The sequence below is a fragment of the Streptococcus sp. HSISS3 genome (assembly GCF_000448605.1).
GTDB classification, from domain to species: domain Bacteria; phylum Bacillota; class Bacilli; order Lactobacillales; family Streptococcaceae; genus Streptococcus; species Streptococcus raffinosi.
The window spans coordinates 2345610-2367990 of the sequence record NZ_CM002130.1; the positions used below are offsets into that span (position 1 = coordinate 2345610).

The 22381-nt window shown below is 37.1% G+C and carries 19 protein-coding genes and 4 pseudogenes; 5 read left to right on the plus strand and 18 right to left on the minus strand.

Annotated elements, in window-relative coordinates; genetic code table 11:
* Positions 1-143 precede the first annotated feature (143 nt).
* The 3 genes and pseudogenes from HSISS3_RS10980 (at position 144) to HSISS3_RS12605 (ending at position 1873) form a co-directional block, all read left to right on the plus strand.
* Complete coding sequence (locus tag HSISS3_RS10980; RefSeq protein WP_002888166.1) at positions 144-470, plus strand: PadR family transcriptional regulator; 327 nt, start codon at positions 144-146, stop codon at positions 468-470.
* Positions 457-1041, plus strand: coding sequence for a DUF1700 domain-containing protein (locus HSISS3_RS10985; protein ID WP_021152677.1), 585 nt, complete (start codon positions 457-459; stop codon positions 1039-1041). The genes HSISS3_RS10980 and HSISS3_RS10985 overlap by 14 nt, the downstream gene beginning before the upstream one ends.
* Positions 1011-1873, plus strand: a pseudogene (locus HSISS3_RS12605) (DUF4097 family beta strand repeat-containing protein). The gene HSISS3_RS10985 and the pseudogene HSISS3_RS12605 overlap by 31 nt, the downstream one beginning before the upstream one ends.
* A 38-nt stretch (positions 1874-1911) precedes the next feature.
* Here the strand turns inward: HSISS3_RS12605 and HSISS3_RS10995 are convergent.
* Positions 1912-4281 carry a YhgE/Pip family protein gene (locus tag HSISS3_RS10995; protein WP_042772022.1) on the minus strand — a complete coding sequence of 790 codons (2370 nt, stop codon included), beginning with the start codon at positions 4279-4281 and terminating at the stop codon, positions 1912-1914.
* 128 nt (positions 4282-4409) lie between these two features.
* Here HSISS3_RS10995 and HSISS3_RS11000 point away from each other — a divergent pair, with 128 nt between their 5' ends.
* Positions 4410-4949, plus strand: coding sequence for a TetR/AcrR family transcriptional regulator (locus tag HSISS3_RS11000; RefSeq protein ID WP_002888160.1), 540 nt, complete (start codon positions 4410-4412; stop codon positions 4947-4949).
* Between the two features lie 80 nt (positions 4950-5029).
* Here HSISS3_RS11000 and HSISS3_RS11005 read toward each other — a convergent pair whose 3' ends face one another.
* Complete coding sequence (locus HSISS3_RS11005; protein ID WP_021152681.1) at positions 5030-5392, minus strand: DUF1304 domain-containing protein; 363 nt, start codon at positions 5390-5392, stop codon at positions 5030-5032.
* A gap of 115 nt (positions 5393-5507) precedes the next feature.
* Between HSISS3_RS11005 and HSISS3_RS11010 the strand changes: the two genes are divergently transcribed.
* Positions 5508-5696 (plus strand): hypothetical protein, encoded by a 189-nt coding sequence (locus HSISS3_RS11010; protein ID WP_021152682.1) that lies wholly within the window; start codon positions 5508-5510, stop codon positions 5694-5696.
* A 211-nt stretch (positions 5697-5907) separates the two neighbouring features.
* On the opposite strand, the gene rpsD is transcribed toward HSISS3_RS11010, so the two are convergent.
* The 16 genes and pseudogenes from rpsD to HSISS3_RS11090 form a co-directional block, all read right to left on the minus strand.
* Complete coding sequence (gene rpsD, locus HSISS3_RS11015) at positions 5908-6519, minus strand: 30S ribosomal protein S4 (RefSeq protein ID WP_002885833.1); 612 nt, start codon at positions 6517-6519, stop codon at positions 5908-5910.
* A 198-nt stretch (positions 6520-6717) separates the two neighbouring features.
* Positions 6718-7020 carry a Veg family protein gene (locus tag HSISS3_RS11020; protein WP_002888157.1) on the minus strand — a complete coding sequence of 101 codons (303 nt, stop codon included), beginning with the start codon at positions 7018-7020 and terminating at the stop codon, positions 6718-6720.
* 23 nt (positions 7021-7043) lie between these two features.
* Entirely contained in the window at positions 7044-8405 is a 1362-nt protein-coding gene (gene dnaB, locus HSISS3_RS11025; RefSeq protein WP_021152683.1) for a replicative DNA helicase, read from the minus strand.
* A gap of 42 nt (positions 8406-8447) precedes the next feature.
* Positions 8448-8905: pseudogene (rplI, locus tag HSISS3_RS11030) on the minus strand (50S ribosomal protein L9).
* Positions 8906-8947: 42 nt separating this feature from the next.
* Positions 8948-10870 (minus strand): DHH family phosphoesterase, encoded by a 1923-nt coding sequence (locus tag HSISS3_RS11035; RefSeq protein WP_021152685.1) that lies wholly within the window; start codon positions 10868-10870, stop codon positions 8948-8950.
* Positions 10871-10943: 73 nt separating this feature from the next.
* Positions 10944-12845 (minus strand): tRNA uridine-5-carboxymethylaminomethyl(34) synthesis enzyme MnmG, encoded by a 1902-nt coding sequence (gene mnmG / locus HSISS3_RS11040; RefSeq protein WP_021152686.1) that lies wholly within the window; start codon positions 12843-12845, stop codon positions 10944-10946.
* Between the two features lie 183 nt (positions 12846-13028).
* Positions 13029-13640, minus strand: a complete 612-nt coding sequence (locus tag HSISS3_RS11045) for a MarC family protein (protein WP_021152687.1) — start codon at positions 13638-13640, stop codon at positions 13029-13031.
* A gap of 18 nt (positions 13641-13658) precedes the next feature.
* The gene (gene mnmA, locus HSISS3_RS11050) at positions 13659-14780 is read right to left on the minus strand and encodes a tRNA 2-thiouridine(34) synthase MnmA (RefSeq protein ID WP_021152688.1); all 1122 of its coding nucleotides are present in this window, start codon (positions 14778-14780) and stop codon (positions 13659-13661) included.
* 144 nt (positions 14781-14924) lie between these two features.
* Positions 14925-16633, minus strand: a pseudogene (locus HSISS3_RS12610) (hypothetical protein).
* Positions 16634-16777: 144 nt separating this feature from the next.
* Positions 16778-17461, minus strand: a complete 684-nt coding sequence (locus HSISS3_RS11060; RefSeq protein ID WP_021152691.1) for a transglycosylase SLT domain-containing protein — start codon at positions 17459-17461, stop codon at positions 16778-16780.
* A gap of 154 nt (positions 17462-17615) precedes the next feature.
* A complete protein-coding gene (locus HSISS3_RS11065) occupies positions 17616-18197 on the minus strand; it encodes a LysM peptidoglycan-binding domain-containing protein (RefSeq protein WP_002888141.1) in 582 nt (193 codons plus the stop codon).
* A gap of 298 nt (positions 18198-18495) precedes the next feature.
* A pseudogene (locus HSISS3_RS11070) lies at positions 18496-19289 on the minus strand (energy-coupling factor transporter transmembrane protein EcfT).
* Positions 19282-20124, minus strand: coding sequence for an energy-coupling factor transporter ATPase (locus HSISS3_RS11075; protein WP_008535982.1), 843 nt, complete (start codon positions 20122-20124; stop codon positions 19282-19284). Before HSISS3_RS11075 ends, HSISS3_RS11070 begins: the two are co-directional and overlap by 8 nt.
* Positions 20100-20930 (minus strand): energy-coupling factor ABC transporter ATP-binding protein, encoded by an 831-nt coding sequence (locus HSISS3_RS11080; protein WP_002888137.1) that lies wholly within the window; start codon positions 20928-20930, stop codon positions 20100-20102. The genes HSISS3_RS11075 and HSISS3_RS11080 overlap by 25 nt, the downstream gene beginning before the upstream one ends.
* 12 nt (positions 20931-20942) lie before the next feature.
* A complete protein-coding gene (gene pgsA, locus HSISS3_RS11085) occupies positions 20943-21485 on the minus strand; it encodes a CDP-diacylglycerol--glycerol-3-phosphate 3-phosphatidyltransferase (protein WP_008535980.1) in 543 nt (180 codons plus the stop codon).
* A gap of 12 nt (positions 21486-21497) precedes the next feature.
* A complete protein-coding gene (locus HSISS3_RS11090; RefSeq protein WP_021152694.1) occupies positions 21498-22355 on the minus strand; it encodes a helix-turn-helix domain-containing protein in 858 nt (285 codons plus the stop codon).
* Positions 22356-22381 lie beyond the last annotated feature (26 nt).

A 22381-nucleotide genomic window follows, 5' to 3' on the forward strand; every position in this document is an offset into this window, starting at 1 on the left:
CTTATCATAAAAAACAAGATAGCCCTATTATATAAAATTTTTATATATAAAATATTGACATATATTTCTAAAAGAGGTACACTCAATATGTAAAATAATTATATATAATTTTTATACATATCCTAAAAGCGAAGGAGTAGACTATGTATTTTCCAACATCATCAATCCTGATAGAGTTCTTAATACTGGCTATTATCGATAGAGAAGACTCCTATGGTTATGAGATCAGTCAAACCATAAAACTTGCAGCTAATATCAAGGAATCAACACTTTATCCTATTCTTAAAAAACTTGAAAAGGCCGGCTATATGACGACCTATAGTCAAGAATATCAAGGTAGAAAACGTAAATACTACAGTATTACCTCGGAGGGAAAAGAACAGTTAGAATTTCTTAATAAGGAATGGTTAACCTATAAAGAAACTCTGGACGGTATTGTGGAAGGGAGATTAAGACATGACAAAGACTGAATATCTAGCCAAATTAACAAAATATCTACGAAAATTACCACAAAAGGACTACGAAGAAGCTCTAGAATATTTTATGGAGTACTTTGAGGAGGCTGGACCTGAAAATGAAGCTCAAGTTATTGCAGAATTGGGTACACCTAAGGAAGCCGCTCATGAAGTCATCACTCGTCTGCTTGATGAAAAGATTATTGAGGATAAGAGCAGCTTACGCAATAAAACGACTATCCTTTGGATTGCTATCCTAGCTGTTTTAGCCAGTCCAGTCGCCTTACCAATTTTACTATTCTTCTTAGCTATGCTAATGACACTTCTTATGATTATTTTCGCAGTCATAGTGACTGCCTTAGCTCTTACCTTTGCCTTACTCATTAGTGGTGTTTACACTTTCTTTACAAGCTTCTCTCTCTTAAGTGTTTCACTGGCTTCAACACTGTTTGGAGTAGGTCTAGGACTGTTGATGTTTGGGGGAGCGCTCTTACTACTTTTGGTTTCATTTGAAATCTGTAAACTTATTGTAAAGCTAATTACTCTATTGATTAAATGGCTCATCAGGAAAGGAAGAAAATCATGAAAACTTGGAAAAAAGTCGTCCTTGGAATATCTCTCATTTCTGTATTCTTAGGTGGGGGATTAGCAATTTGGGGCTACAGCCATGGAGCCTTAACTGATTTACAAAATCAGCCCAAAAATGATCTGGATTTTGTAAAGAAAGAAGTTAACGACTTCAATCGAATGGATATAAAAAGTAACAGCTACAATATCCTTATTAAAACTGGAAATGTTAGTAAAGCAACTATCACTTATTATCAAAAAAGAAAAATCCAATTGACATTACTGTAAAGGAACGTCAATTAAGCATCAACGAGAATTATTCTGATAAATCTCTAACTTCCCATAATCATTTCAACTTATTCGGATTAAAAGATTTAATAAATCTATCTACTCTCAACGAAAGCAATACCATAATCATTACACTCCCTAAAAAACAAACGATTGATTTTCTAAAGGCAGATTTGGCATCTGGAAATTTAGATTTAAATAATAGCACAATTAAACAGTCAAATATTGACCTTAAAGTAGGTGACCTAACATTTACCGAGATGACTGTTAATAACTTAAAGGCCCATCTTGCTGTCGGTAGTGTTGAAAGTAATGATACGCTTTTCGCTAACTCTGATTTATCTATTACATTAGGGGATTATACCGGTAACAACTTGGTATTTAATGGGCATAACAAGCTTGATGTTACTTCAGGTGACGTTGAAATAAGTCTTAAAAATCATACTGTTAATGTTCAAGCTGACAGTCATTCGGGAGAAACAGAGATTACGAATAACCTTAAGAACTCAAAAGACAACACACTTACCATTACCTCTGATCTAGGTGATATCTACATCGAATAACGTAAAAAAGTCAGCTCTAATTAGAGCTGACTTTTAGTTTATACATTCTCAGACTTTGGTCTATAAATAACAATACCTACAACTACAAAAATAAGTAAGAAAATGAATAGCATGCGTACCTGATTTGAGATTTGTCCTGTCATAGAAATCGTTTGACGAAGACCTGACACGGAGTAAGACATTGGTAGGAATGGTTGAACGACCTTAAAGAACTTAGGACTTAGTTCAATCGGATAAGTTCCTGCACTAGAACCTAGCTGCAAAAGTAGCATAATCATGGAAGCAAATGCACCATATCTATCATCCCAACCTACAAGGGCTGTAACCAGAGCCATCAAAGTCCATGCTGCAAGGAGAATCATACCAAATGTAGCTAATGGATGATTTGGTACAACCCCCACAAATCGAATAGCAATATAAAGGGCAATAGCAGCCATTGTCGTAATAATACCATTGATAAATAACTTATTCTTAGCCCAGTCAAAACGGCTAGTAAAGTTTCTTCCTGTCAAACTCTTAGCAAAGATGACATTGGTTGAAAGAGCTACAACCATAAGAGAAACAGAAATCATATACGGAGCCATTCCCACACCATTTGTGTCAACCTTATCCTTATCTGTTTTCTTCTCATTGAGCGGAGCACTAACCATTTTTGCATTGTCTGATTTTACCGAAACAAGAGATAGTTGCTGATTAGCCTTATTTAACGAGTCAGACAATGTAGATAGGTTTGTTGACAGACTTGTCAATCCACTTGTCAAAGTATTTCCTCCGGTTGCTAATTGTTGGGCACCTGTATTGAGAGCATTTGTACCATTTTGAAGACTGGCAAATCCAGACAACAAGCTACTACTATTAGCATCTAGAGTTTGAGCGCCACTGGCAATTGTTGACACAGCACCTGTGTAGGTTGACAAACCTGTTGAGAGATTGCTTGCACCTGTAGCTAAAGTACTTTGAGCTGTTGACACACCTGAGGCAACCTGACTTGCTCCAGGTGACAATTGATTGACAAGTACTGAATTGAGACTAGCAATATTAGATTGCATTGATGATACAGTCGATGAGGCTGCTGGAAGAAGGGCATTGGCTGAACTAGCAATACCTGAAATCGACGTTTGTAAAGTAGCTAAATTACTTGAATCTCCACTACCTGTAGTTGTCGTACCTGTCAAGCTAGATAAAGCTGTTGACATACTTGACACATCTGTTGCAATAGTTGAAGCATAACTACTAGCTGTCGATCCTGCATTACTAATTGCTGATGTAATCTCTGCTTGTTGATCTGCTGTCAAGCTCTGATATGCAGCTGTTCCTTGTACCGCAGCTAAATCGTTCGCTTTGTCAGTGGCACTAGCTGTGGCTATAGAGCTAGCTGCAGAAGAGATATTTGAAAGATAAGTCGCTATTGAACTTGTATCTACTGATGTTGTTGATGTTCCACTAGGTAATGATGTATTACTTACTGCTGTATTAAGATTTTGAATTGCTGTATTCAAATCAGTTAAATTAGTTGACAAGGTTGACAACTGTGCTTGCTGTTCTTCAGATAAACTTGTTGCTGTAGCCATTTGACTAAGTGCTGTAGACAAAGAATCTGCACCAGTTACCAGAGCGTTCATAGCTTCTGCACCTGAAGCAAATTGACCTGCAGCAGAATTGACAGCCTCAGAGTTACTATTTAACTGTGACAAAGCACCTGACAAAGTTGACACACCTGAAGTATAAGCAGATGCGCCTGAACTCAAGGTATCTACACCTGTCGCCAATGTTTGTGTCGAACCAGCAAGAGTTCCTAGGCCATTTGATAAGGTTTGACTTCCAGATTGAAGTGCACCTGCACCTGCATATAATTGACTGGCCCCATTCGCTGCAGTTCCCATACCACCCTGAAGTTGAGACATGCTCTTAAAGACAGCTCCAACATAAGTTGATGTAATATTTTTAGAAACGGTATCCTTTAACTTAGATATGGCAGAATCGCTCATTTTTGAAGAAACGAAGCTATGTCCTGCTGTTGTTTGATAAGAAATTTCCAGTTTCTTAGGATCATTAGTCAAAAGGCTTGCTGCATTACTTGAGAGGTTTTCTGGGAAAGTAATCACCATATAGTAATTACCATCATCTATTCCTTTTTGTGCCTCCTTTTCAGTCACAAAATGATAGTCCAGATTTTTATTTTTAGACATATTGTCTACCATATCATGACCAATATTTAGAGTTTTATTCTGAAAACTAGCACTCTTATCTTTATTTACTACCGCCACTGGCAAATGTTTGACATTGCCATAAGGATTCCACATAGAAGATAAAAAGATTAGATTATACAAAGCGGGTATCAATGAGACCCCAATAATAGTTATCCATAGCTTTGGACTTTTAAGAAGAGCCTTTAATTCTGCTAACATATTTCTCCTTTTTAGACAGTGTGTTTATTTTTATGATATAATCAATTATAAACTCATTTATATGAAAATCAATATTAAAGAATTATTTTTTGGACACAACGTCTAAAAGTGTATAAAAGGAGAAACATATGACACAAGATCAACGGCGCGAGCAAACTAAAAAAGCACTTTTAGATGCTTTAGTAATATGTCTTAAGGACCAAGATTTCAATGAGATTACAACTATTCGTCTAGTTCAAACAGCTGGGATTAGCCGTTCTAGTTTCTATACTCACTACAAAGATAAGTATGAGATGATTGATAGTTATCAAAAAGAGCTTTTTCATAAACTAGAATACATCTTTGATAAATATGAAGGAAAGAAAGAGGGAGCCTTTCTCGAAATCTTTGATTTTCTCACTCGTGAAAAGCTCCTGTCAGCTCTATTGTCTACAAATGGATCAAAAGAAATTCAAGATTTTCTGATACATAAACTTCAGCGTATGATAGCTGAGGACTTCATTGTCCCTACTGCTGAAGAAAGGGCTCTCAAAGGATTCGAGAAAGACTATGCCAGTATTTATTTTGCGCATGCTATTTTTGGCGCTTGTCAAGCCTGGATAAATAAAGGAAAAAAAGAATCTCCTCAAGAAATGACAGACTTTCTTCTACGATTTATTCCTCAATAAAGCAATATATAGAAGTACACAAAAAGCTGCTTTAACCATCTCAATGGTTAAAGCAGCTTTTTTCTTCTACAATTAAGTCCCTAAAATAAAGGGATAATAAGTGAAAACAAGGTCAAAATTGCAGGTCCACCTTGAGTTAAAATAATTTTCTTATTAGCAGTTACAGCACCATAAACAGCAGCAAAGAAAACATTAAGGACAAAAATCGTTACAAGTAGTTGACTATTTGTAAAAATACCATACAAGAGGAACACAGCAATCAAACCATTGTAAATCCCTTGATTTTTAAATAAGTTTGTAACAGAATCACGTTGAAGTTCTTCTTTGCTCATATTGAAAACACGACTAGTCGTGTCCGAATGCGTCGCAAAAGTTTCCAAATACATGATATAGAGATGTTCCAAAGCAACAATCCCAGCTAAAATGAGTGTAATAATAGACATTATATCTCCCTTCTTGAGTAACTTTGACAGTATATCAAAAGTAAAACTCCAAAACAACCTAAATGCTTTATTCGATTTAAAATATGGTAAAATAAAGTGTGAAAGAGAGGTTTTTATGACAAAGACAGAAGTAATCCAGCGTCTCCAAAAAGATTTGAAAATCCCTAGATTTCAGGCTTATATAGAGGATAGAGATTACTCCGAAGAGGAGTACGACCAACTAAAAAAAGATTTTGAAACCTACTTCACTAACTACGTTGAGAATGTTTCAGCAGATTTTGAAGGTGGATTGGATAATAAATAATCAATACCTCAAAGTCATCTATCATAATATTTCGAACCCCTAGTCACTTGTATTAGATAGACTAGGGGATTTTTAATATTAGAAAACAGAAAAGCCGTCTCATTCCATGAAATGGTTTCAGGGAACTTGTAACTGAAAAAACCTAGAAATCAATGATTTAAGATAAACAAAAAAGCCCATAAAAATGGGCTTTGATACAATAATCTTAAAATTAAAGCATTTTGTTGTAGAATTCAACGACAAGTGCTTCGTTGATTTCTGGGTTGATTTCATCGCGTTCTGGAAGACGTGTCAATGAACCTTCAAGTTTTTCAGCATCAAATGATACGAATGCTGGACGTCCGATAGTAGCTTCTACTGCTTCAAGGATAGCAGGAACTTTAGCTGATTTTTCACGAACTGAAATTACTTGACCAACTTCAACGCGGTATGATGGGATATCAACACGTTTACCATCAACAAGGATATGACCGTGGTTTACGAATTGACGTGCTTGACGACGAGTAGTTGCAAGACCAAGACGGTAAACAACGTTGTCAAGACGACGTTCCAAAAGAACCATAAAGTTGAAACCAAGTGTTCCACCTTTAACTTTAGTAGCTTGTACGAACAAGTTACGGAATTGTTTTTCACCCAAACCGTATGAGAAACGAAGTTTTTGTTTTTCAGCCAATTGCAAACCGTATTCTGAAAGTTTTGAACGGTTGTTTGGACCGTGTTGACCTGGTACGTAGTTACGACGTGCCAATTCTTTACCTGTTCCTGTAAGTGAGAAACCAAGGCGACGTGATTGTTTCCATGATGGACCTGTATAACGTGACATTAATAATGTCCTCCTATAAAAAATATTTTTTAGGAAATAACGTTTTAGATAAACCTGATTCGTTCAGAAAGACTTCGCCCAAACAGCAAAGGTTACTTTTTTAGCTGACTTCCTGTTGACGAGCTTCATTTTATCCTGCTATTATTTCACATACTTTAATAGTTTACCACGAAAAAAAGCCCAAGTAAAGGCTTTTTATTATTTATTCTCAATTTCAGCCTGTTCCTCAGGACTCAAATAGCGAATAAGGGTCTTTTCAGTTAAGATGTCTGAATAAGTATAAGACTCAACATAACTATTGTTAATAGCTCCTGCTTGAGAACTGAAGTCTTGATATTCAACAATAAACAACGATGGATAGACTTCCGTCAAACGGCCAATCTTGTTCTTTTCACGTTTACGACCATTCTCTAGGGTCAATTCCACCAACTGACCTTCATGGGCCTTAATAGCTTCCTTGATGTTTTTCATCTTGGCAACATCTGCAAATGCATCACTCATATATATCTCCTTAAATCTGAAAGTTATGATTCCTCAAACTGAGCAATCGATGAAAATTTATTATACTCTTTTTGAAATAGCAATTTAACCGTTCCACGCGCTCCAGCACGATTTTTCTCCAGAATAACTTCAATTGTATTATCTTCAATCTCGTTCCCTGGTTCTTTGCCTTCTTTTCGATAGTAATCCTCACGATATAAAAAGGCAACAATATCGGCATCCTGCTCGATAGATCCTGACTCACGGATATCAGACAACACAGGACGTTTATCCTGACGTTGTTCCACGCCACGAGATAACTGACTCAAGGCAATTACAGGAACTTTGAGCTCCTTGGCCAAAATTTTTAACTGTCTCGAAATATCTGATACCTCTTGTTGGCGATTTTCTGGCCGTGTCCCTGTAATCAACTGTAAATAGTCAATGACAATAAGACCTAGACCACCCTCTACTTCCTGTGACAATTTACGAGACCGTGCCCGAATCTCAGTAATCTTAATACCAGGAGTATCATCAATGTAAATAGGTGCCTCGGCCAGAGCTCCCTGAGCAATCATAACATTATTCCAATCTTGCTCTGTCAATTGACCTGTACGTAAAGCATGGGAATCAATCATACCTTCTGAAGCCAACATACGATCTACTAAACTTTCCGCCCCCATCTCTAGTGAGAAAACTGCAACAGCTTTATTTTGCTTGGTGCCAACGTTCTGAGCAATGTTTAGAACGAAAGCTGTTTTACCAACAGCAGGACGAGCTGCTAAAATAATTAATTGATCAGGGTGTAAACCTGTTGTAATTTTGTCAAGATCACGGAAACCAGTTGGCAATCCGGTAACATCCGACGTTTGTTGTGAACGCATCTCCAAAGTATTAAAGTTGACATCAAGAACTTCAGATATTTTACGAAAACCACTACGATTACTATGCTCCGAAACATCCACCAAGGCTTTTTCGGCATTTGCAATGATTTCATCAGATTCAGTTGAACCCTCATAGGCTTGGTTGACAGTCTCTGTCAATCTACTTATAATACGACGAAGCATGGCTTTCTCAGCCACAATTTTAGCATAGTATTCAGCATTGGCAGATGTGGGTACACTATTGACCAAATCTACAAGATAAGAAATACCCCCTATATTTTGGAGGTCATCTTGGTCATCTAGAATGGTACGTACTGTCGTGGCATCAATGGCTTCATTTCGATCCGACAGAGTCACCATTGCTTTAAAAATGACACGATGGGAATACTTGTAAAAGTCATCTGCTTCGATATATTCTCGAACTGCAATCAACTTGTCAGGATTAATAAAAATAGCACCCAGAACAGACTGCTCAGCCACTAAGTCCTGAGGTTGTACCCGTAATTCTTGAGGTTCTGACACAATTACTCCCTCCTTTACAAGATTTACTTATAGTGTCAAGGTTTACTCAGCACTATTTTTGATATTAAGCTTAATTTTTGCACTTACTTCTTTATGAAGCTTTACAGGAACCTCAATCAAACCAATCGCACGAATAGGATGTTCAAGTTCAATATGACGTTTATCAACATTGATTCCAAATTGTTTCTGAAGCCCTTCTGCAATCTTTTTGGCTGTAATTGAACCAAAAGTACGACCGTCTGGTCCAACCTTCTCAGTAAATTGAAGACGATTTTCTTCCTTCTCAAGTTGCTCTTTAACGTATTTTGCTTCAGCTAACAACTCTGCAGCATGTTTTTCTTCAGATTTTTGTTTACCTTTCAACTCACCGATGGCTTGGTTTGTTGCTTCTTTAGCAAGGTTCTTTTTAATCAAGAAGTTTTGAGCGTAACCTGACGGTACTTCTTTGATTTCACCTTTTTTCCTTTTCCTTTAACGTCTTGTAAGAAAATAACTTTCATTTTAGTCCTCCTTAGGAGCCAACTCTCCCATAATAGTTTCAATTAATTTATTTTTACCTGCGCAACACCACAATCTCTTATTTGACAGGCAGCTAAGTTGAAATGCCCTCCGCCACCTAACTTTTCCATAATACGTTGCACATTAATTGTTTTATGACTTCGAGCAGATATATTTACCGTAGAATCGCTTGTACGAGCGATAACAAAAGTGGCTTCGATTCCAGCCATAGCAAGCATCGTATCTGCTGCTTTTGAAATGACAACATTATTGTAGCATTTATGATCTTCACCCATAGCAACGATAATATCGTTGGTAATTCGATCACCTGCTAAAATCAACTCATTAATACGTCGATACTCCTCAAAGTCCGTAGCCGAAATCGTTTGAATCTCTCCACTATCACTTCCTAAACTACGAAGGTATGAGGCAACATCAAACGTTCGACTTGTTACACGAGTAGAGAAGTTTTTCGTATCTAGCATTATGCCTGCCATGAGGATAGAAGCTTGAATTTTACTTAACCGCTCTGGAGCCCCTTGAAATTGCAACAATTCCGTAACCAACTCACAAGCAGAGCTTGCTCCACTTTCAATAAAGGTCAAAACGGCATTTTCAGGGAAATCATCATCACGACGATGGTGGTCTACGACAATAACTTCGTTAAATCGAGTATAGAAACTCTTAGATAAAGTCAGATTTACTTTAGAATGGTCGACCATAATCAGCAATGAATTCTGATTAACCAGTTCCTCAGCCTCTGAAAGCGTAATCAGTGGTGACTGTCCATCCTCCTTCAAACGATTAACTGCACGCGCAATATCAGCGTTCATAGATTCCTCATCGTAAACAGCAAAGCTCTTTCGAACAATCTGACTAGCAAAGTGAGCCATTCCGACAGTAGCACCTAGGGCATCCATATCCAAATTCTGGTGTCCAACAACAAATACTCTTTCGACTGTTTTCAACTTATCCGAAATTGCTGTCATCATAGCTCTTGTTCTTGTGCGAGAACGCTTGACCGTTGAGACAGAACCTCCGCCAAAGTATAGTAATTCTTTGTGATCGTCATTTTCCTTGACTACAGCCTGATCCCCACCACGAACAAGGGCAATGTTAAGATTCTGCAAAGCCACTTGTCCGATTTGATCATGCTTAATTGTTCCAAATGAGATTCCCATACTCAGTGTCAGTGGTAAACCACGTTCTTGAGCCTGTTGACGAAAATCATCTAAAACAGAAAACTTTTGATTCATGAACTCCATCAAAACCCTATAATTAGTGAAAAAGTAAAAACGGTCACCTTCAATACGTCGATAATGGATGTGTTTAGCTTTGGCAAACTCTGAAATAAAACCTGCCACGAATGTATTGATCTTTGAAACATCTGCATCTGGCAAACTTCCTGTCACATCGTCGTAGTTATCGACTGAAATAATACCGATAACAGGACGTGTCATATTTGGGTCTGTATTCGTATCATGATTATAAACATTATCAATAAAGTAAATCAACTTATTATCAAAGTCAACAAAAGCAGCATATTTGTTTTCGCCAACTGTAATCACATTGGAGGGTGATCCTTTACGCTTCTGAGCAATAAAATTAGCAACCAATTGCTTATTGAAGTTTCCGTTTTCATCCGAAAGTACTAGCTTCGCATAAGGATTAAACCATTCAATATGATCATTCTCATCAAAAGTAATTACCCCAACAGGCATTTTTCCAAGAAGGGTCTTCAAAGAATCTTCAACATCCTGATTTAGTTCATCTAATTGTTCTATTTCCAAGGACTCGTATGTTGTCTTTTGATAATGTAATAAGGCAACAACCACTACCATAATGATAAAAAGCGCAAAAATGAGTGCAGACTCAGATTTTAAAATGCGAACAAAGATGGTAGCAATTCCAAAAAGAATTAACCCTATCATTACAAGATGAATCGTTGCAAAGTGAAATCTTTTCATATAAAACCTCTTAATCTAGTAATTATAACATAAAAAAGCCCTAATTAAAAGGCTTTTAAACGCATTACTACCGTTAGTCCACTTTACGACGGGCCTTATTATTGCCTTCAAGGTAGACCATCAGAATAGAGATATCTGCTGGATTGACCCCTGAAATACGACTCGCTTGACCAATGGTCTCAGGATTAATTTTCTTAAATTTTTGACGAGCTTCAGTAGCGATAGAATCAATAGCATCCCAATCAATATTTTTCGGAATTCTCTTTTCTTCCATACGCTTCATCTTGGCTACTTGATCCAAAGCTTTATTGATATACCCTTCGTACTTGATTTCAGTCTCAAGCAACTCTATAATCTTAGCATCCAAATCTTCTGAAGCTGGACCTACAAACTGAGTAGCTGTGGCATAATCAATCTCTGGTCTACGCATAAACTCTTTAGCAGTCATGGCATCTGTCAAGGGCTTAAAGCCTAGGGCTTGAATTTTTTCATTCGTTTCTTTGACAGGTTTCAATTTTTCTTTTGACAGACGTGTCAACTCACTGTCAAACTGATTTTTCTTAATTTCAAAGATATTCCAACGTTCATCGTCAACCAAACCAACTTCTCGACCAATAGGTGTCAAGCGCATATCAGCATTGTCATGACGTAATATGAGGCGATACTCCGCGCGTGATGTTAATAAACGATATGGCTCCAAGGTTCCTTTCGTGACAAGATCGTCAATCATTACACCAATATAGGCATCACTACGTTTGAGGATAAGCTCAGGTTTACCTTGAACTTTAAGAGCCGCATTAATACCAGCAACTAGACCTTGGCCAGCTGCCTCCTCGTATCCAGAAGTTCCGTTGGTTTGTCCTGCTGTAAAGAGACCCGAAATCAACTTCGTTTCAAGTGTTGCACGTAATTGATGAGGGAGAACGATATCATATTCAATCGCATAACCAGTTCGCATCATCTCCGCTTTTTCAAGACCTTTGATTGAGTGAAGCAATTCTTTTTGAACATCTTCAGGCAAACTTGTTGAAAGCCCTTGTACATACACTTCCTCAGTTTCTCGTCCCTCTGGTTCAAGGAAAAGCTGATGACGATTCTTATCGGCAAATCGGACAATTTTATCTTCGATTGATGGACAATAACGAGGTCCTACACCCTTGACAATACCTGAAAACATTGGTGCACGGTGTAAATTATTATTGATAATATCGTGGCTCTCTTGATTCGTATAAGTTAGCCAACAAGGTATTTGATCCTGAAGATAGTCTTCATCTTTCGACAAGAATGAAAAATGATTTGGCTTTTCATCACCTGGTTGAATTTCAGTTTCTTCGTAATTAATTGATGATGCCTTAACACGAGGAGGGGTACCCGTTTTAAATCTTCCTATTTCAAGGCCAAGATCCCTCAGGTTATCTGCCAATGTAACAGATGCAAGGCTATTATTAGGACCTGAAGAATATTTGAGCTCACCTAGGATAATTTCACCACGCAAAGCCGTTCCTGTTGTTACAATAACTGCCTTAGCTCCATATTTTTGATTTGTTGCCGTTCTTACACCAACTACCTTACCATCTTCAACAAGTATGTCATCAATCATTGATTGACGGAGGGTCAGGTTTTCCTGGCGTTCAACTGTATGTTTCATTGTCATAGCATACAAAGCTTTATCTGCTTGTGCACGCAAGGCTCGAACAGCAGGCCCCTTACCGGTATTAAGCATTTTCATTTGAATATAAGTTTTATCAATATTTTTACCCATCTCTCCACCAAGGGCATCAATTTCACGAACAACAATTCCCTTAGCTGACCCACCGATAGAAGGGTTACATGGCATAAAAGCCAGCATCTCGAGGTTGATAGTGGCTAGTAAAACCTTACAACCCATGCGAGCTGCGGCCAAACTAGCTTCCACACCAGCGTGACCAGCTCCAACAACGATTACATCATAATTTTCATCAAACCTGTAAGACATTTTTTTGATTTATGCAGTGACTTACAATCAGCTGCCTTATCCTTTCTCTGATATTTTTCTACAAAAATAGCCAAAACTCCAGAAAACTGTACGCAAAAAACGCACAATTCCCATGAGCTTTGACCATCATGACTATTGTTAAAGTTATTGTATCAAATCAAATCATTTTGTCAATTCAAATCACTATTTGATTAATGACTGAACACTAGTGATAATCATTTGGATACCTATTGAAAATAGTAATAGTCCCATAAATTTCGTTATAATTTTCATCAAATTTTTTCCCAAGAAGCCTGCAATTTGTTTTGCACTTCTTAGTAGGAGATAAGTGATGACACATAGTAGAGCAAAAGCAACTACGGTTATTAGTTGATTCCGCAAACCTCCATTAGCCAAGCTTAAGGCAGTTGTAATTGTTCCTGGTCCTGCAAAAAGCGGCATTGCAAGAGGAGAAATAGCAATAGACATTGGATCTGAATTTACTGCTTGCTGCTCCATTCCTTTATAGCTAGGTGAATGATTACCATTAATCATATGATAACCGATAACGGCCACTAATATTCCACCAGCAATTCTGAAAGAAACAATTGTAATTCCAAAAACTTTGAAAATCAAATCTCCAGAAAAGACAAAGACTGTAACAATTATAAAGGCAATTAAAAGACTCTTAAATGCAATTTTTCGTGAAATCTTTTGACTATCATCTGCTACTAAAGCCATATAAGCAGGAAGGTTTGAAATGGGATTCATTATGGCAAAGAAGGACATAAATGCATAAAAAAATTGAGAACTCATACTTTTTACTTCATTCATCTAGATATATTGACAAACTTTTCCATCTTTATAGGCTTGGTCAATAATACCGCCACCCAAACATTCCTGACCATCATAGAAAACAACGGCTTGACCAGGTGTAATCGCACGCTGAGGTTCAGCAAAAATAACCTCTGCTTTATCACCCTTAACCTTTACAGTAACTTTACTATCAGGTTGACGATAACGGAATTTTGCTGTACACTCCATGTCAAATTCTTCAGGCATATCTCGAGTAAAATGAATCATTGAAGCGTCAAGAGAAGTTGACATCAATGACTCATGGTGGAAACCTTGACCCACGTAAAGAATATTCTTCGAAAGATCTTTCCCAACTACAAACCAAGGAGCATTATCGCCACCTTTTTGGCCACCAATGCCCATACCACCACGTTGACCAATGGTGTAATACATGAGTCCGTTATGTTCACCCATGTCACGACCATCTACAGTCATCATACGACCTTTTTGAGCTGGCAAGTATTGGCTAAGAAATTCTTTAAAGTTTTTCTCACCAATAAAACAAATTCCTGTCGAATCCTTTTTCTTGGCTGTTGCAAGACCTGCATGTTCAGCAATCTCACGAACTTCTGGCTTTTGTAGATGTCCTAATGGAAACATCGTTTTCTGCAACTGCTCTTGTGAAAGCTGACTAAGGAAGTAGGTTTGATCTTTATTGTTATCTGCACCACGCAACATATGGACAATGCCATCTTCATCACGAACAACTTGAGCATAATGTCCTGTAGCCACGTAGTCTGCTCCCAATGTCATAGCGTAGTCTAGGAAAGCCTTGAACTTGATTTCCTTATTACACATAACGTCTGGATTAGGAGTACGACCTGCGCGGTATTCTGCAAGGAAATACTCAAATACACGATCCCAGTACTCTTTCTCAAAGTTGACAGAGTAATACGGGATACCAATCTGATCAGCTACTGCTGCCACATCTTTATAATCTTCGGTTGCTGTACATACACCAAATTCATCTGTGTCATCCCAGTTTTTCATGAAAACACCAATTACATCATAGCCTTGCTCTTTTAAAAGTAAGGCTGTCACTGATGAATCAACGCCACCACTCATACCGACAACAACACGTGTTTTTGAATTATCAGTCATTGATAACTCCTCCCATCAAATAAAAATTAACATAGACTTGAAGGGTCTAGTTATTCAAATATCGATTTGAAGGTCGATTTTGAAGCGTAAAAGCACGCAAGCTTAATTATATCATGATTAAAGAATAATGCAAAAAGGTTACCACTAGGCAACCTTTTTTATACTTATTTTTGTGTAAAGCCACTGTAAACCTATTGTTCCTAAAACTACAAGTGGGGCACTTATTGCTACAAATAACCATTCTGGTTCTTGATACCGTAACTCAAGTTTATTTTTTCCTTCTTGCGATGAAACGGTCGGCGTACCAATCGTTGACAAGTTATAGTCATCCTTGTCTAGTTCTTTACCATTTAGTATCAAGATGGAATCTTTATATACAACTATCGGTAGATTCAATTCCTCCCCTTCATCAGCTTGCCAAGTTAATACGAGGTAGTTATCTTTAATTAACTTTTCGGTTCTTTGATTCATAACAATGTTTTCATAATAAAGATCGTAAGTGTTTTGCTTACCTATTGTCCCATAGATAGGTACATAATCTGGTGTGGATTTGACAACTAAATTTAAAAACTGTGACAGGTCACTGTCATTCATGGTAAGACTTATCGTCTGATAATCTCCTTCAACGTAAGTATGTTTAACAATGGAAATAAGTTCACCATCTTGAGCTGCACTCTTTACACGATCTGTAGTATCCATTATATTTTGAATTAGCCCAACCCCTGCAAAGGCAAATAATAAAACAGCAATACTTTTTCGCCAATTTACAAAACGTGTGACAGTCAACCCTGTAATCGCCAACAGCAATATAGTAGCTGGAACAAAAAAGCGAAATGGGAATTGGATCAACTCAGCAAAAGTATTTCCATTTTCTACCAGATACTGCCATGGAAAAAGACCTGTTGATAAAAAGAAGAAAACGAAATAAATAAAATGTAGTATTCGCTTCCATCTTGCTAGTTTTTTCCAATTTACAATAGCGTAAATAAACTGTAAAATGAGTAAAACCATTAAGGATATTGGAGTGTATAGCCAATATCTTGCTGTCCCATCAATTCCATTCTTACCTATCTCCCTATTGATAAATGGATCTAAAAGATGATTCGCACCTCTTAGATAAAGAAGCACCCCCCATACATTTACAGTCAATAAAAGAAAAAGAATAACTGCTATTAAGACTTTTAAAATAGTTTCCTTTTTTTAGAAGTAGTCGCCTTTACAAAAGTGTAAAGATAAAAAGGAAGATACATCATAGCTAGCATTAAAGCACTAAGCACATGAATCTGAAAAATTAAAGCCATTGATAGGGCTAGTCTAACTTGATCTACTCGTTGATAAAATACATAATGAATAGCAGGAATGAAACAATAGGGTAATAGAGCAGCTCCCCAACTAGAAAAGCCTTGACGCATCGTCCAATATTGAATAGAGAATGTCGTTGCATATAGTAAACCTAGTGACAAAGCAATGCTTGTCTTAACTTTACACTGCTTAAGTAACGCATACATTGAAGATTCAGCCAATATATGTAACAATACCCTAGAAACAATCTGATAACGGAACCAAGTACCACTTATTAAAATAAGCCCTCCTTGTAAATAGGCAAAAAAAGGGCCATATAGGGCATTAACAATACGTCCAGACTGTTGAAAACCATATAAGGATAGAAAGTAAGAAAAATTACCATTCTTTAATTGCATAGCAGCTTCATAAAACCTGTTATAGTGAAATATAGAATCTGATCCTAAAATGACTTTTCTAGTAAATAGCTGTGGTGTAACCAGTAATATAGCAAAAGAAATAATAAAAAGACTAACCCACAATCTCTCTCTTGATTTAAATATTTGTTTCATTGTCAAACCTTTCATTTTTTATTATAACAGAAAGGCCTATTCCTACCTAATAATAGTTACAATCTAATCTAAAACCCTATAAAACGACTCTTACTTACATCTAGAATAAAAAGCTGGGAGTCTCCTCCCAACTTCTTTAATTTCTTAGTAATTCCAAGCTGACAATCCTTGCGCATTATAGGCGTTCAAAGCCGATTGAATTTGGTCCTCAACAGTTGCTGTTGAGCCCCATCCTGGCATTGTTTGGAAAAGACCCGATGCTCCTGAACCATTTGCTACGGTATGATCACCGTTTGACTCACGCGCAATAATTGACTCCCAAGTTGACTGAGGGACGCCAGTGGCAGCCGCCATTTGTGCTGCGGCGTAAGAGCCGATTTCTCCTGCAGTATTGCCATTCGAAAGGATAACTGAGCCATTGCCACTCGCAGCAACTGCAGGTGTTGTCCCTTTATCTGAAGTTTGTGTAGTTTCAGTACTTGTTGTAGTAGTCTCTGGCTGAGACTGTTGAGGTGTTTCTACTGTTTCACTTGTTGTCTCAGATTGAGGCTTACTTTCTTCAACGTTTTCTTTGTTAGCTTTTTTCTCTTTGTTGGAGCTAATAGTTGATGATTTGACTAAATCTGCTGTTGATTCTGTCGCTGTTGACGTTGGTGAAGGAGTCGGTGTAACAGAATCTGAAAATGCATTAACCAATCCCTTATTGATTAGTGTAGAAAGAGATACTGCCAAAACGACAATAAAACTTGTTACAATTGCTACTGGCACTGTCAATGATTTTTTTGCTGCTAATTTGACACGACGTCCTTTATAACTTTTTTTAAACATAAATCCCTCCTAGTTTATTCTAGCCACATTCATCATAACTTAGTAATATTACTGTGCATTATTTGTAATGTGTCTAATGTTACAATGATTTATCATTTAAATAAAAAAATGCCAAAAATCTGGCATTTTCTTCATATTTGTATGAGGTTTTAGCTTAATACCAACCGTTAGCATTCCAGAAAGCTAGAGCTGCAGTCCATGAACCATAACGGCTTGCTACATAATTATCCGCTACTTTCTCTTGATTTTCAGGAGATAGGTCCCCATTTAAATATGAGGCAGCCAATTGATAACGTCCATAATATTGGCCATTTTGAGCTGTATAGCTACCGCTTGACTCACGTTGAGCAATTTCTTCCTTGGCAGCTGCCTCTGAGGAAGAAAGACTTGTATTTGTTGTTTGAGTACTTTCACTTTGTGTAGACTCTGCCGATTGTGCTGATTCAGCAACTGCTTCAGTTGTAGTTGGCGTAGCTGAGGCTTCTGTAGTCTCTTCTGTAGTTTCATTAATTGTTAAGTTTTGACCTACGGAAATCTTATTGGCATCTTGAATGCCATTTTTTGAAACAATTTCATCGACAGTAGTACCATTCTTCTTGGCAATAGCTGAAAGGGTATCACCTTTTTGAACTGTGTAAGTTTCTGCATTAGCTAAAGCTGTTGCCCCAAGCGTTGCCACTGTAACAAGTCCAAAAAGACCCAATTTTTTAGTGTTAGATGTATTCTTTGTTTGCATGATGATGCTCCTTTATCTATCTATAGTTCAGTCCATATTAGCCAATGATATTTTATTATTTTATTTGGTGATGACTAATAAGCAAATAAAATGGCTTAGTCTATATGGGAATTTTTCATTCCAGATTAAGCTGAAGAACTATAACCATGTAACTATCATACCGTGCAAATATAACATCCACTTGTTAGGGATATTAAAAATATTACAGGCAGTTTGGGATTAGACGAAAAAGAACGCCAACTTGGGCGTTCTTTCAATGGTTCTAGGTCTTAAGACCTAGTTTATATATATTAACCACTTAACTCTTAAGATAAAAAAGTATTACCCCCAAAGCTAAAATAGCAACAATGGATAAAGTATCTCGGCCATTCCATGAAAGTCGACGATATTTTGTTCGGCCGTCGCCACCTTGATAGCCTCGTGCTTCCATAGCAATCGCCAGAGCATCTGCCCGTTTGAAGCTAGATGCAAACAAAGGAATTAATATTGGTATAATTGAGCGTACCTTTTGAATAATATTTCCTTCACCAAAGTCAACTCCACGCGCCTTTTGAGCATTCATAATTCGCATCGTATCATCCATCAAAGTTGGTACAAAACGTAAACTTAAAGATAACATTAACCCAATTTCGTGTGCTGGTACTTTAAAAACAGTCATAGGTTTTAAAAGAGATTCAACGGCGTCAGATAAGCTTAAAGGTGTTGTCGTTAGAGTAAGCAAAGTAGAAAAACTAATAATAAGAATAAATCTAAGAAAAATCATCCATCCTTGATTTAACCCAACCTCAGTAATCTTTAAAAAGCCAATAGACCAAAGCACATTCCCTTTTGTATTGAAAAACACTTGAAACAGCGTAGAGAATAAAATAATCCAAATCATCGGTTTAATACCATCTAGAAAAAACCAAGCTTAATTTTAGATAAGATAACCAAGAAAAGTGTAAACAGGGTTATAATGACATAAGTCAAAGGATTATTGGCCCAAAAGATAATAACAATGTAAACCAACATGGCTAATAATTTACTTCTAGGATCTAATCTATGTATGAAAGAGTTTCCGACAATATAACGTCCAATAATTAACTTATCCATTAGCTAATACCTCTACGAATTCCTCCATTGTAATGGGAAGACTTTCAAAGTGATAACCTTTTTTTTGTAGCTGTAACGCAAACTCTGTAATTTTTGGAACGCCTAATTGCTTCTCTCTAAGTAAGGTGACCTGTTGGAAAACTTCTTTAGGAGCTCCTGACAATACTAAATGTCCTTTTTCCATAACGTTTACAGCTGTTGCGTAATCAGCAACATCATCCATCAGGTGGGTCACTAAAACAATTGTCATTCCAGAAAGGTGTAATTGTTTAAATAGTGTCATTAATTCCTTTCGTCCCTGAGGATCAAGACCAGCAGTAGGTTCATCCAACACTAGAATATCTGGTTGCATAGCCAGAATACCCGCTATAGCAGCACGTCGCATTTGTCCTCCTGATAAATCAAAAGGATTCTGTTTATAAAACTCCTCTGGAAGACCAACTAATTTTAGACTCTCAATAGCACGCTGCTCTGCCTCCTCTTTAGAAATACCGAAGTTCTGAGGTCCAAAAGAAACATCTTCTAAAACAGTTTCTGCAAATAACTGACTTTCTGGAAATTGAAAAACTAACCCGACCTTTTTACGGATTGGCTTTATTTCCTTATTCTTGGATTGACTAGTTATAATAGTATCATCAACTTGGACGTGACCGCTAGTTGGTAAATAAAGTCCGTTCAACAACTGCATGATGGTTGACTTACCACTTCCTGTATGTCCAATAAAGGCTGTATATGAACCATCTTTTATTGTGGTTGTCATATCAAAAAGGGCACGCCCCTCAAAAGGAGTACCCGCTTGATAAGTATAACTTACATTTTCGAGAGAGATTCCCATAATTGTTCTACCAATTCCTTTTCTGTCAGATAGTCTTCACAATCTATCAGACCTTTATTTCTTAGCTTTTGAGTTAATAATGCACTGAAAGGGATATCCAAACCTAAATCTACCAATTCTGAGCCCCTACTAAATAGTTCACGAGGACTTGAAATAGACTCCACTTTACCTTTCTTCAAAACCAAAACACGGTCACTCATTGCCACCTCATCAAGATCATGAGTAATTGATAAAACAGTCATTCCATATTGTTGGCGAATATCCTTAATGGATTGAATCAATTCCTGGCGTCCTTCTGGATCAAGCATGCTAGTTGCCTCATCCAAAATCAAAATAGACGGCCTCATAGCAATAATCCCTGCAATGGCCACACGTTGTTTTTGACCGCCAGATAATCTAGCTGGCTCTCTATCCTTAAACTCCAACATACCTACAAAAGATAAAGCTTCTTGAACTCTAGAAACCATCTCTTCATAAGCAATTCCTTTATTTTCAAGACCAAAAGCAACATCATCTTCAACGGTTGCCCCAACAAATTGATTGTCTGGATTTTGAAAGACCATACCAATCTTATTACGAATCTCCCAAACATTATCCTCTGTCAACTCTTGTCCATCCACAATAATATGACCTGATTCAGCCACCAGTAGTCCATCAATAAGACGTGCTGTCGTGGATTTTCCGGAACCATTATGACCAACAATGGATAGCCACTCTCCAGGTTTCACGTGAAACGACACATCATCAAGAATATAAGATGTCTGGTCTTGATTATATTTAAACTTTAAATTTTTTATTTCAATCATTGTTTTATCGTACTACTTAAAAGTGTCTCTAAATAAGAATCCTGCACCTTTGAAATAATCATAGCCTGAGTAAATCGTAAAGAATAAAGCTACATAAAGCATAATCATTCCTATAAGATTCACATGACACAATAACAAAATAATAGATAGCATCTGTGTCACTGTTTTTATCTTACCAGGCATAGCCGCAGCAAGAACTGTCCCCCCGTTTTCAACTAATAGAAGACGGAGACCTGTAACAGCTAGCTCTCGACAAATAATAACTGAAACAACCCATGCAGGTGCTTGATTAATACCAACAAGCATAATAAAAGCTGACATCACCAACATCTTATCTGCCAATGGATCTGCAAATTTTCCAAAATTAGTAACAACATGCCACTTTCTTGCCAAATACCCATCTAAATAATCTGTAAAACTTGCAATTGCGAAAACAATCGCTGCAGCAATATGCATTACGTTATTTCTAGCAAGTGATGTCATCACTAAAAAGACAGGGATTAAAATGATTCTAGCGAGGGTTAGCAGATTAGGTAAATTTTCTTTTTTGAACATTTCTTCTCGATTCTATTGAATTTTTAAAGTTAGGTAACTAGGTTTGTTTTTATCTAATTGAGACAAATCAAGAGACTCACCATTTATCTTTACGGTTACTTTTGAAGATTGTGCAATGGTAATTTGAGTCGTTCTCGTTTTATCTGAAAGATCTAAGGAATATTTTGATTTTTTTGTTTTTGAAAGAAGATAACTCTCTGAAACATCTGAGTTATCTACAGAAAACCATGTATCTTCGTTATTTCCAGACAACTCCACACCTAAAACCACAGAAGAAGCAACATTAGAAAGGTCAACCATTAATTGATTACCTTGCGTAGTTGTTTTAACATTTGCTCCAGAAACCGTAACTTCAGAAATATTTCTAGACGATTTAGCTTTTCCTGCTACTGATAGGTGATTAGCTGTTGAAATAGTATTGAGCTTAATCACCTGAGGTTGATTAGAAAGATGTCTAATAATGATATAACCAACCGAACAGATAATAAGCAACGAAACTGCACTGAGAATTAGTAAGGGGAGGTATGTGGATTTTCTTTTTTCTTCACGTTTATGCTTAGAAAAGCGTGACATGGGAGTTTTTGCATCTAAGCTGTCTTCCTTACGATTAGATTGATTCTTCTTTTCTGCTAATCGTCGCTCCTTCTGTCTCTGCTCTTCATACAAACGTTTACCATCCAAACCTACGAAGGTAGCATACTTTTCAAGCGCCTCTTGCTGAATTTCCTCTGGTAAAGCTTTAAGTTGATCCATTTCCATAGCTAAAAGAAACTGTGCTTCAACTCCAGTAAGTTTCTCCACATCATATAAACTTAATTTTTTCTTTGTTCGTGCCGCACGTAACTGCTCACCAAGAGAATATAACTTCATTTTTCCCCTTTCTAATATTTTCTTTT

What these genes read in the sequence shown, in the direction of transcription:
- HSISS3_RS10980 (WP_002888166.1), top strand. Translation starts at nt 144, where the DNA reads ATGTATTTTCCAACATCATCAATCCTGATAGAGTTCTTAATACTGGCT.
- HSISS3_RS10985 (WP_021152677.1), top strand. Translation starts at nt 457, where the DNA reads ATGACAAAGACTGAATATCTAGCCAAATTAACAAAATATCTACGAAAA.
- HSISS3_RS10995 (WP_042772022.1), bottom strand. Translation starts at nt 4,281, where the DNA reads ATGTTAGCAGAATTAAAGGCTCTTCTTAAAAGTCCAAAGCTATGGATA.
- HSISS3_RS11000 (WP_002888160.1), top strand. Translation starts at nt 4,410, where the DNA reads ATGACACAAGATCAACGGCGCGAGCAAACTAAAAAAGCACTTTTAGAT.
- HSISS3_RS11005 (WP_021152681.1), bottom strand. Translation starts at nt 5,392, where the DNA reads ATGTCTATTATTACACTCATTTTAGCTGGGATTGTTGCTTTGGAACAT.
- HSISS3_RS11010 (WP_021152682.1), top strand. Translation starts at nt 5,508, where the DNA reads ATGACAAAGACAGAAGTAATCCAGCGTCTCCAAAAAGATTTGAAAATC.
- rpsD (WP_002885833.1), bottom strand. Translation starts at nt 6,519, where the DNA reads ATGTCACGTTATACAGGTCCATCATGGAAACAATCACGTCGCCTTGGT.
- HSISS3_RS11020 (WP_002888157.1), bottom strand. Translation starts at nt 7,020, where the DNA reads ATGAGTGATGCATTTGCAGATGTTGCCAAGATGAAAAACATCAAGGAA.
- HSISS3_RS11035 (WP_021152685.1), bottom strand. Translation starts at nt 10,870, where the DNA reads ATGAAAAGATTTCACTTTGCAACGATTCATCTTGTAATGATAGGGTTA.
- mnmG (WP_021152686.1), bottom strand. Translation starts at nt 12,845, where the DNA reads ATGTCTTACAGGTTTGATGAAAATTATGATGTAATCGTTGTTGGAGCT.
- HSISS3_RS11045 (WP_021152687.1), bottom strand. Translation starts at nt 13,640, where the DNA reads ATGAGTTCTCAATTTTTTTATGCATTTATGTCCTTCTTTGCCATAATG.
- mnmA (WP_021152688.1), bottom strand. Translation starts at nt 14,780, where the DNA reads ATGACTGATAATTCAAAAACACGTGTTGTTGTCGGTATGAGTGGTGGC.
- HSISS3_RS11060 (WP_021152691.1), bottom strand. Translation starts at nt 17,461, where the DNA reads ATGTTTAAAAAAAGTTATAAAGGACGTCGTGTCAAATTAGCAGCAAAA.
- HSISS3_RS11065 (WP_002888141.1), bottom strand. Translation starts at nt 18,197, where the DNA reads ATGCAAACAAAGAATACATCTAACACTAAAAAATTGGGTCTTTTTGGA.
- HSISS3_RS11075 (WP_008535982.1), bottom strand. Translation starts at nt 20,124, where the DNA reads ATGGGAATCTCTCTCGAAAATGTAAGTTATACTTATCAAGCGGGTACT.
- HSISS3_RS11080 (WP_002888137.1), bottom strand. Translation starts at nt 20,930, where the DNA reads ATGATTGAAATAAAAAATTTAAAGTTTAAATATAATCAAGACCAGACA.
- pgsA (WP_008535980.1), bottom strand. Translation starts at nt 21,485, where the DNA reads ATGTTCAAAAAAGAAAATTTACCTAATCTGCTAACCCTCGCTAGAATC.
- HSISS3_RS11090 (WP_021152694.1), bottom strand. Translation starts at nt 22,355, where the DNA reads ATGAAGTTATATTCTCTTGGTGAGCAGTTACGTGCGGCACGAACAAAG.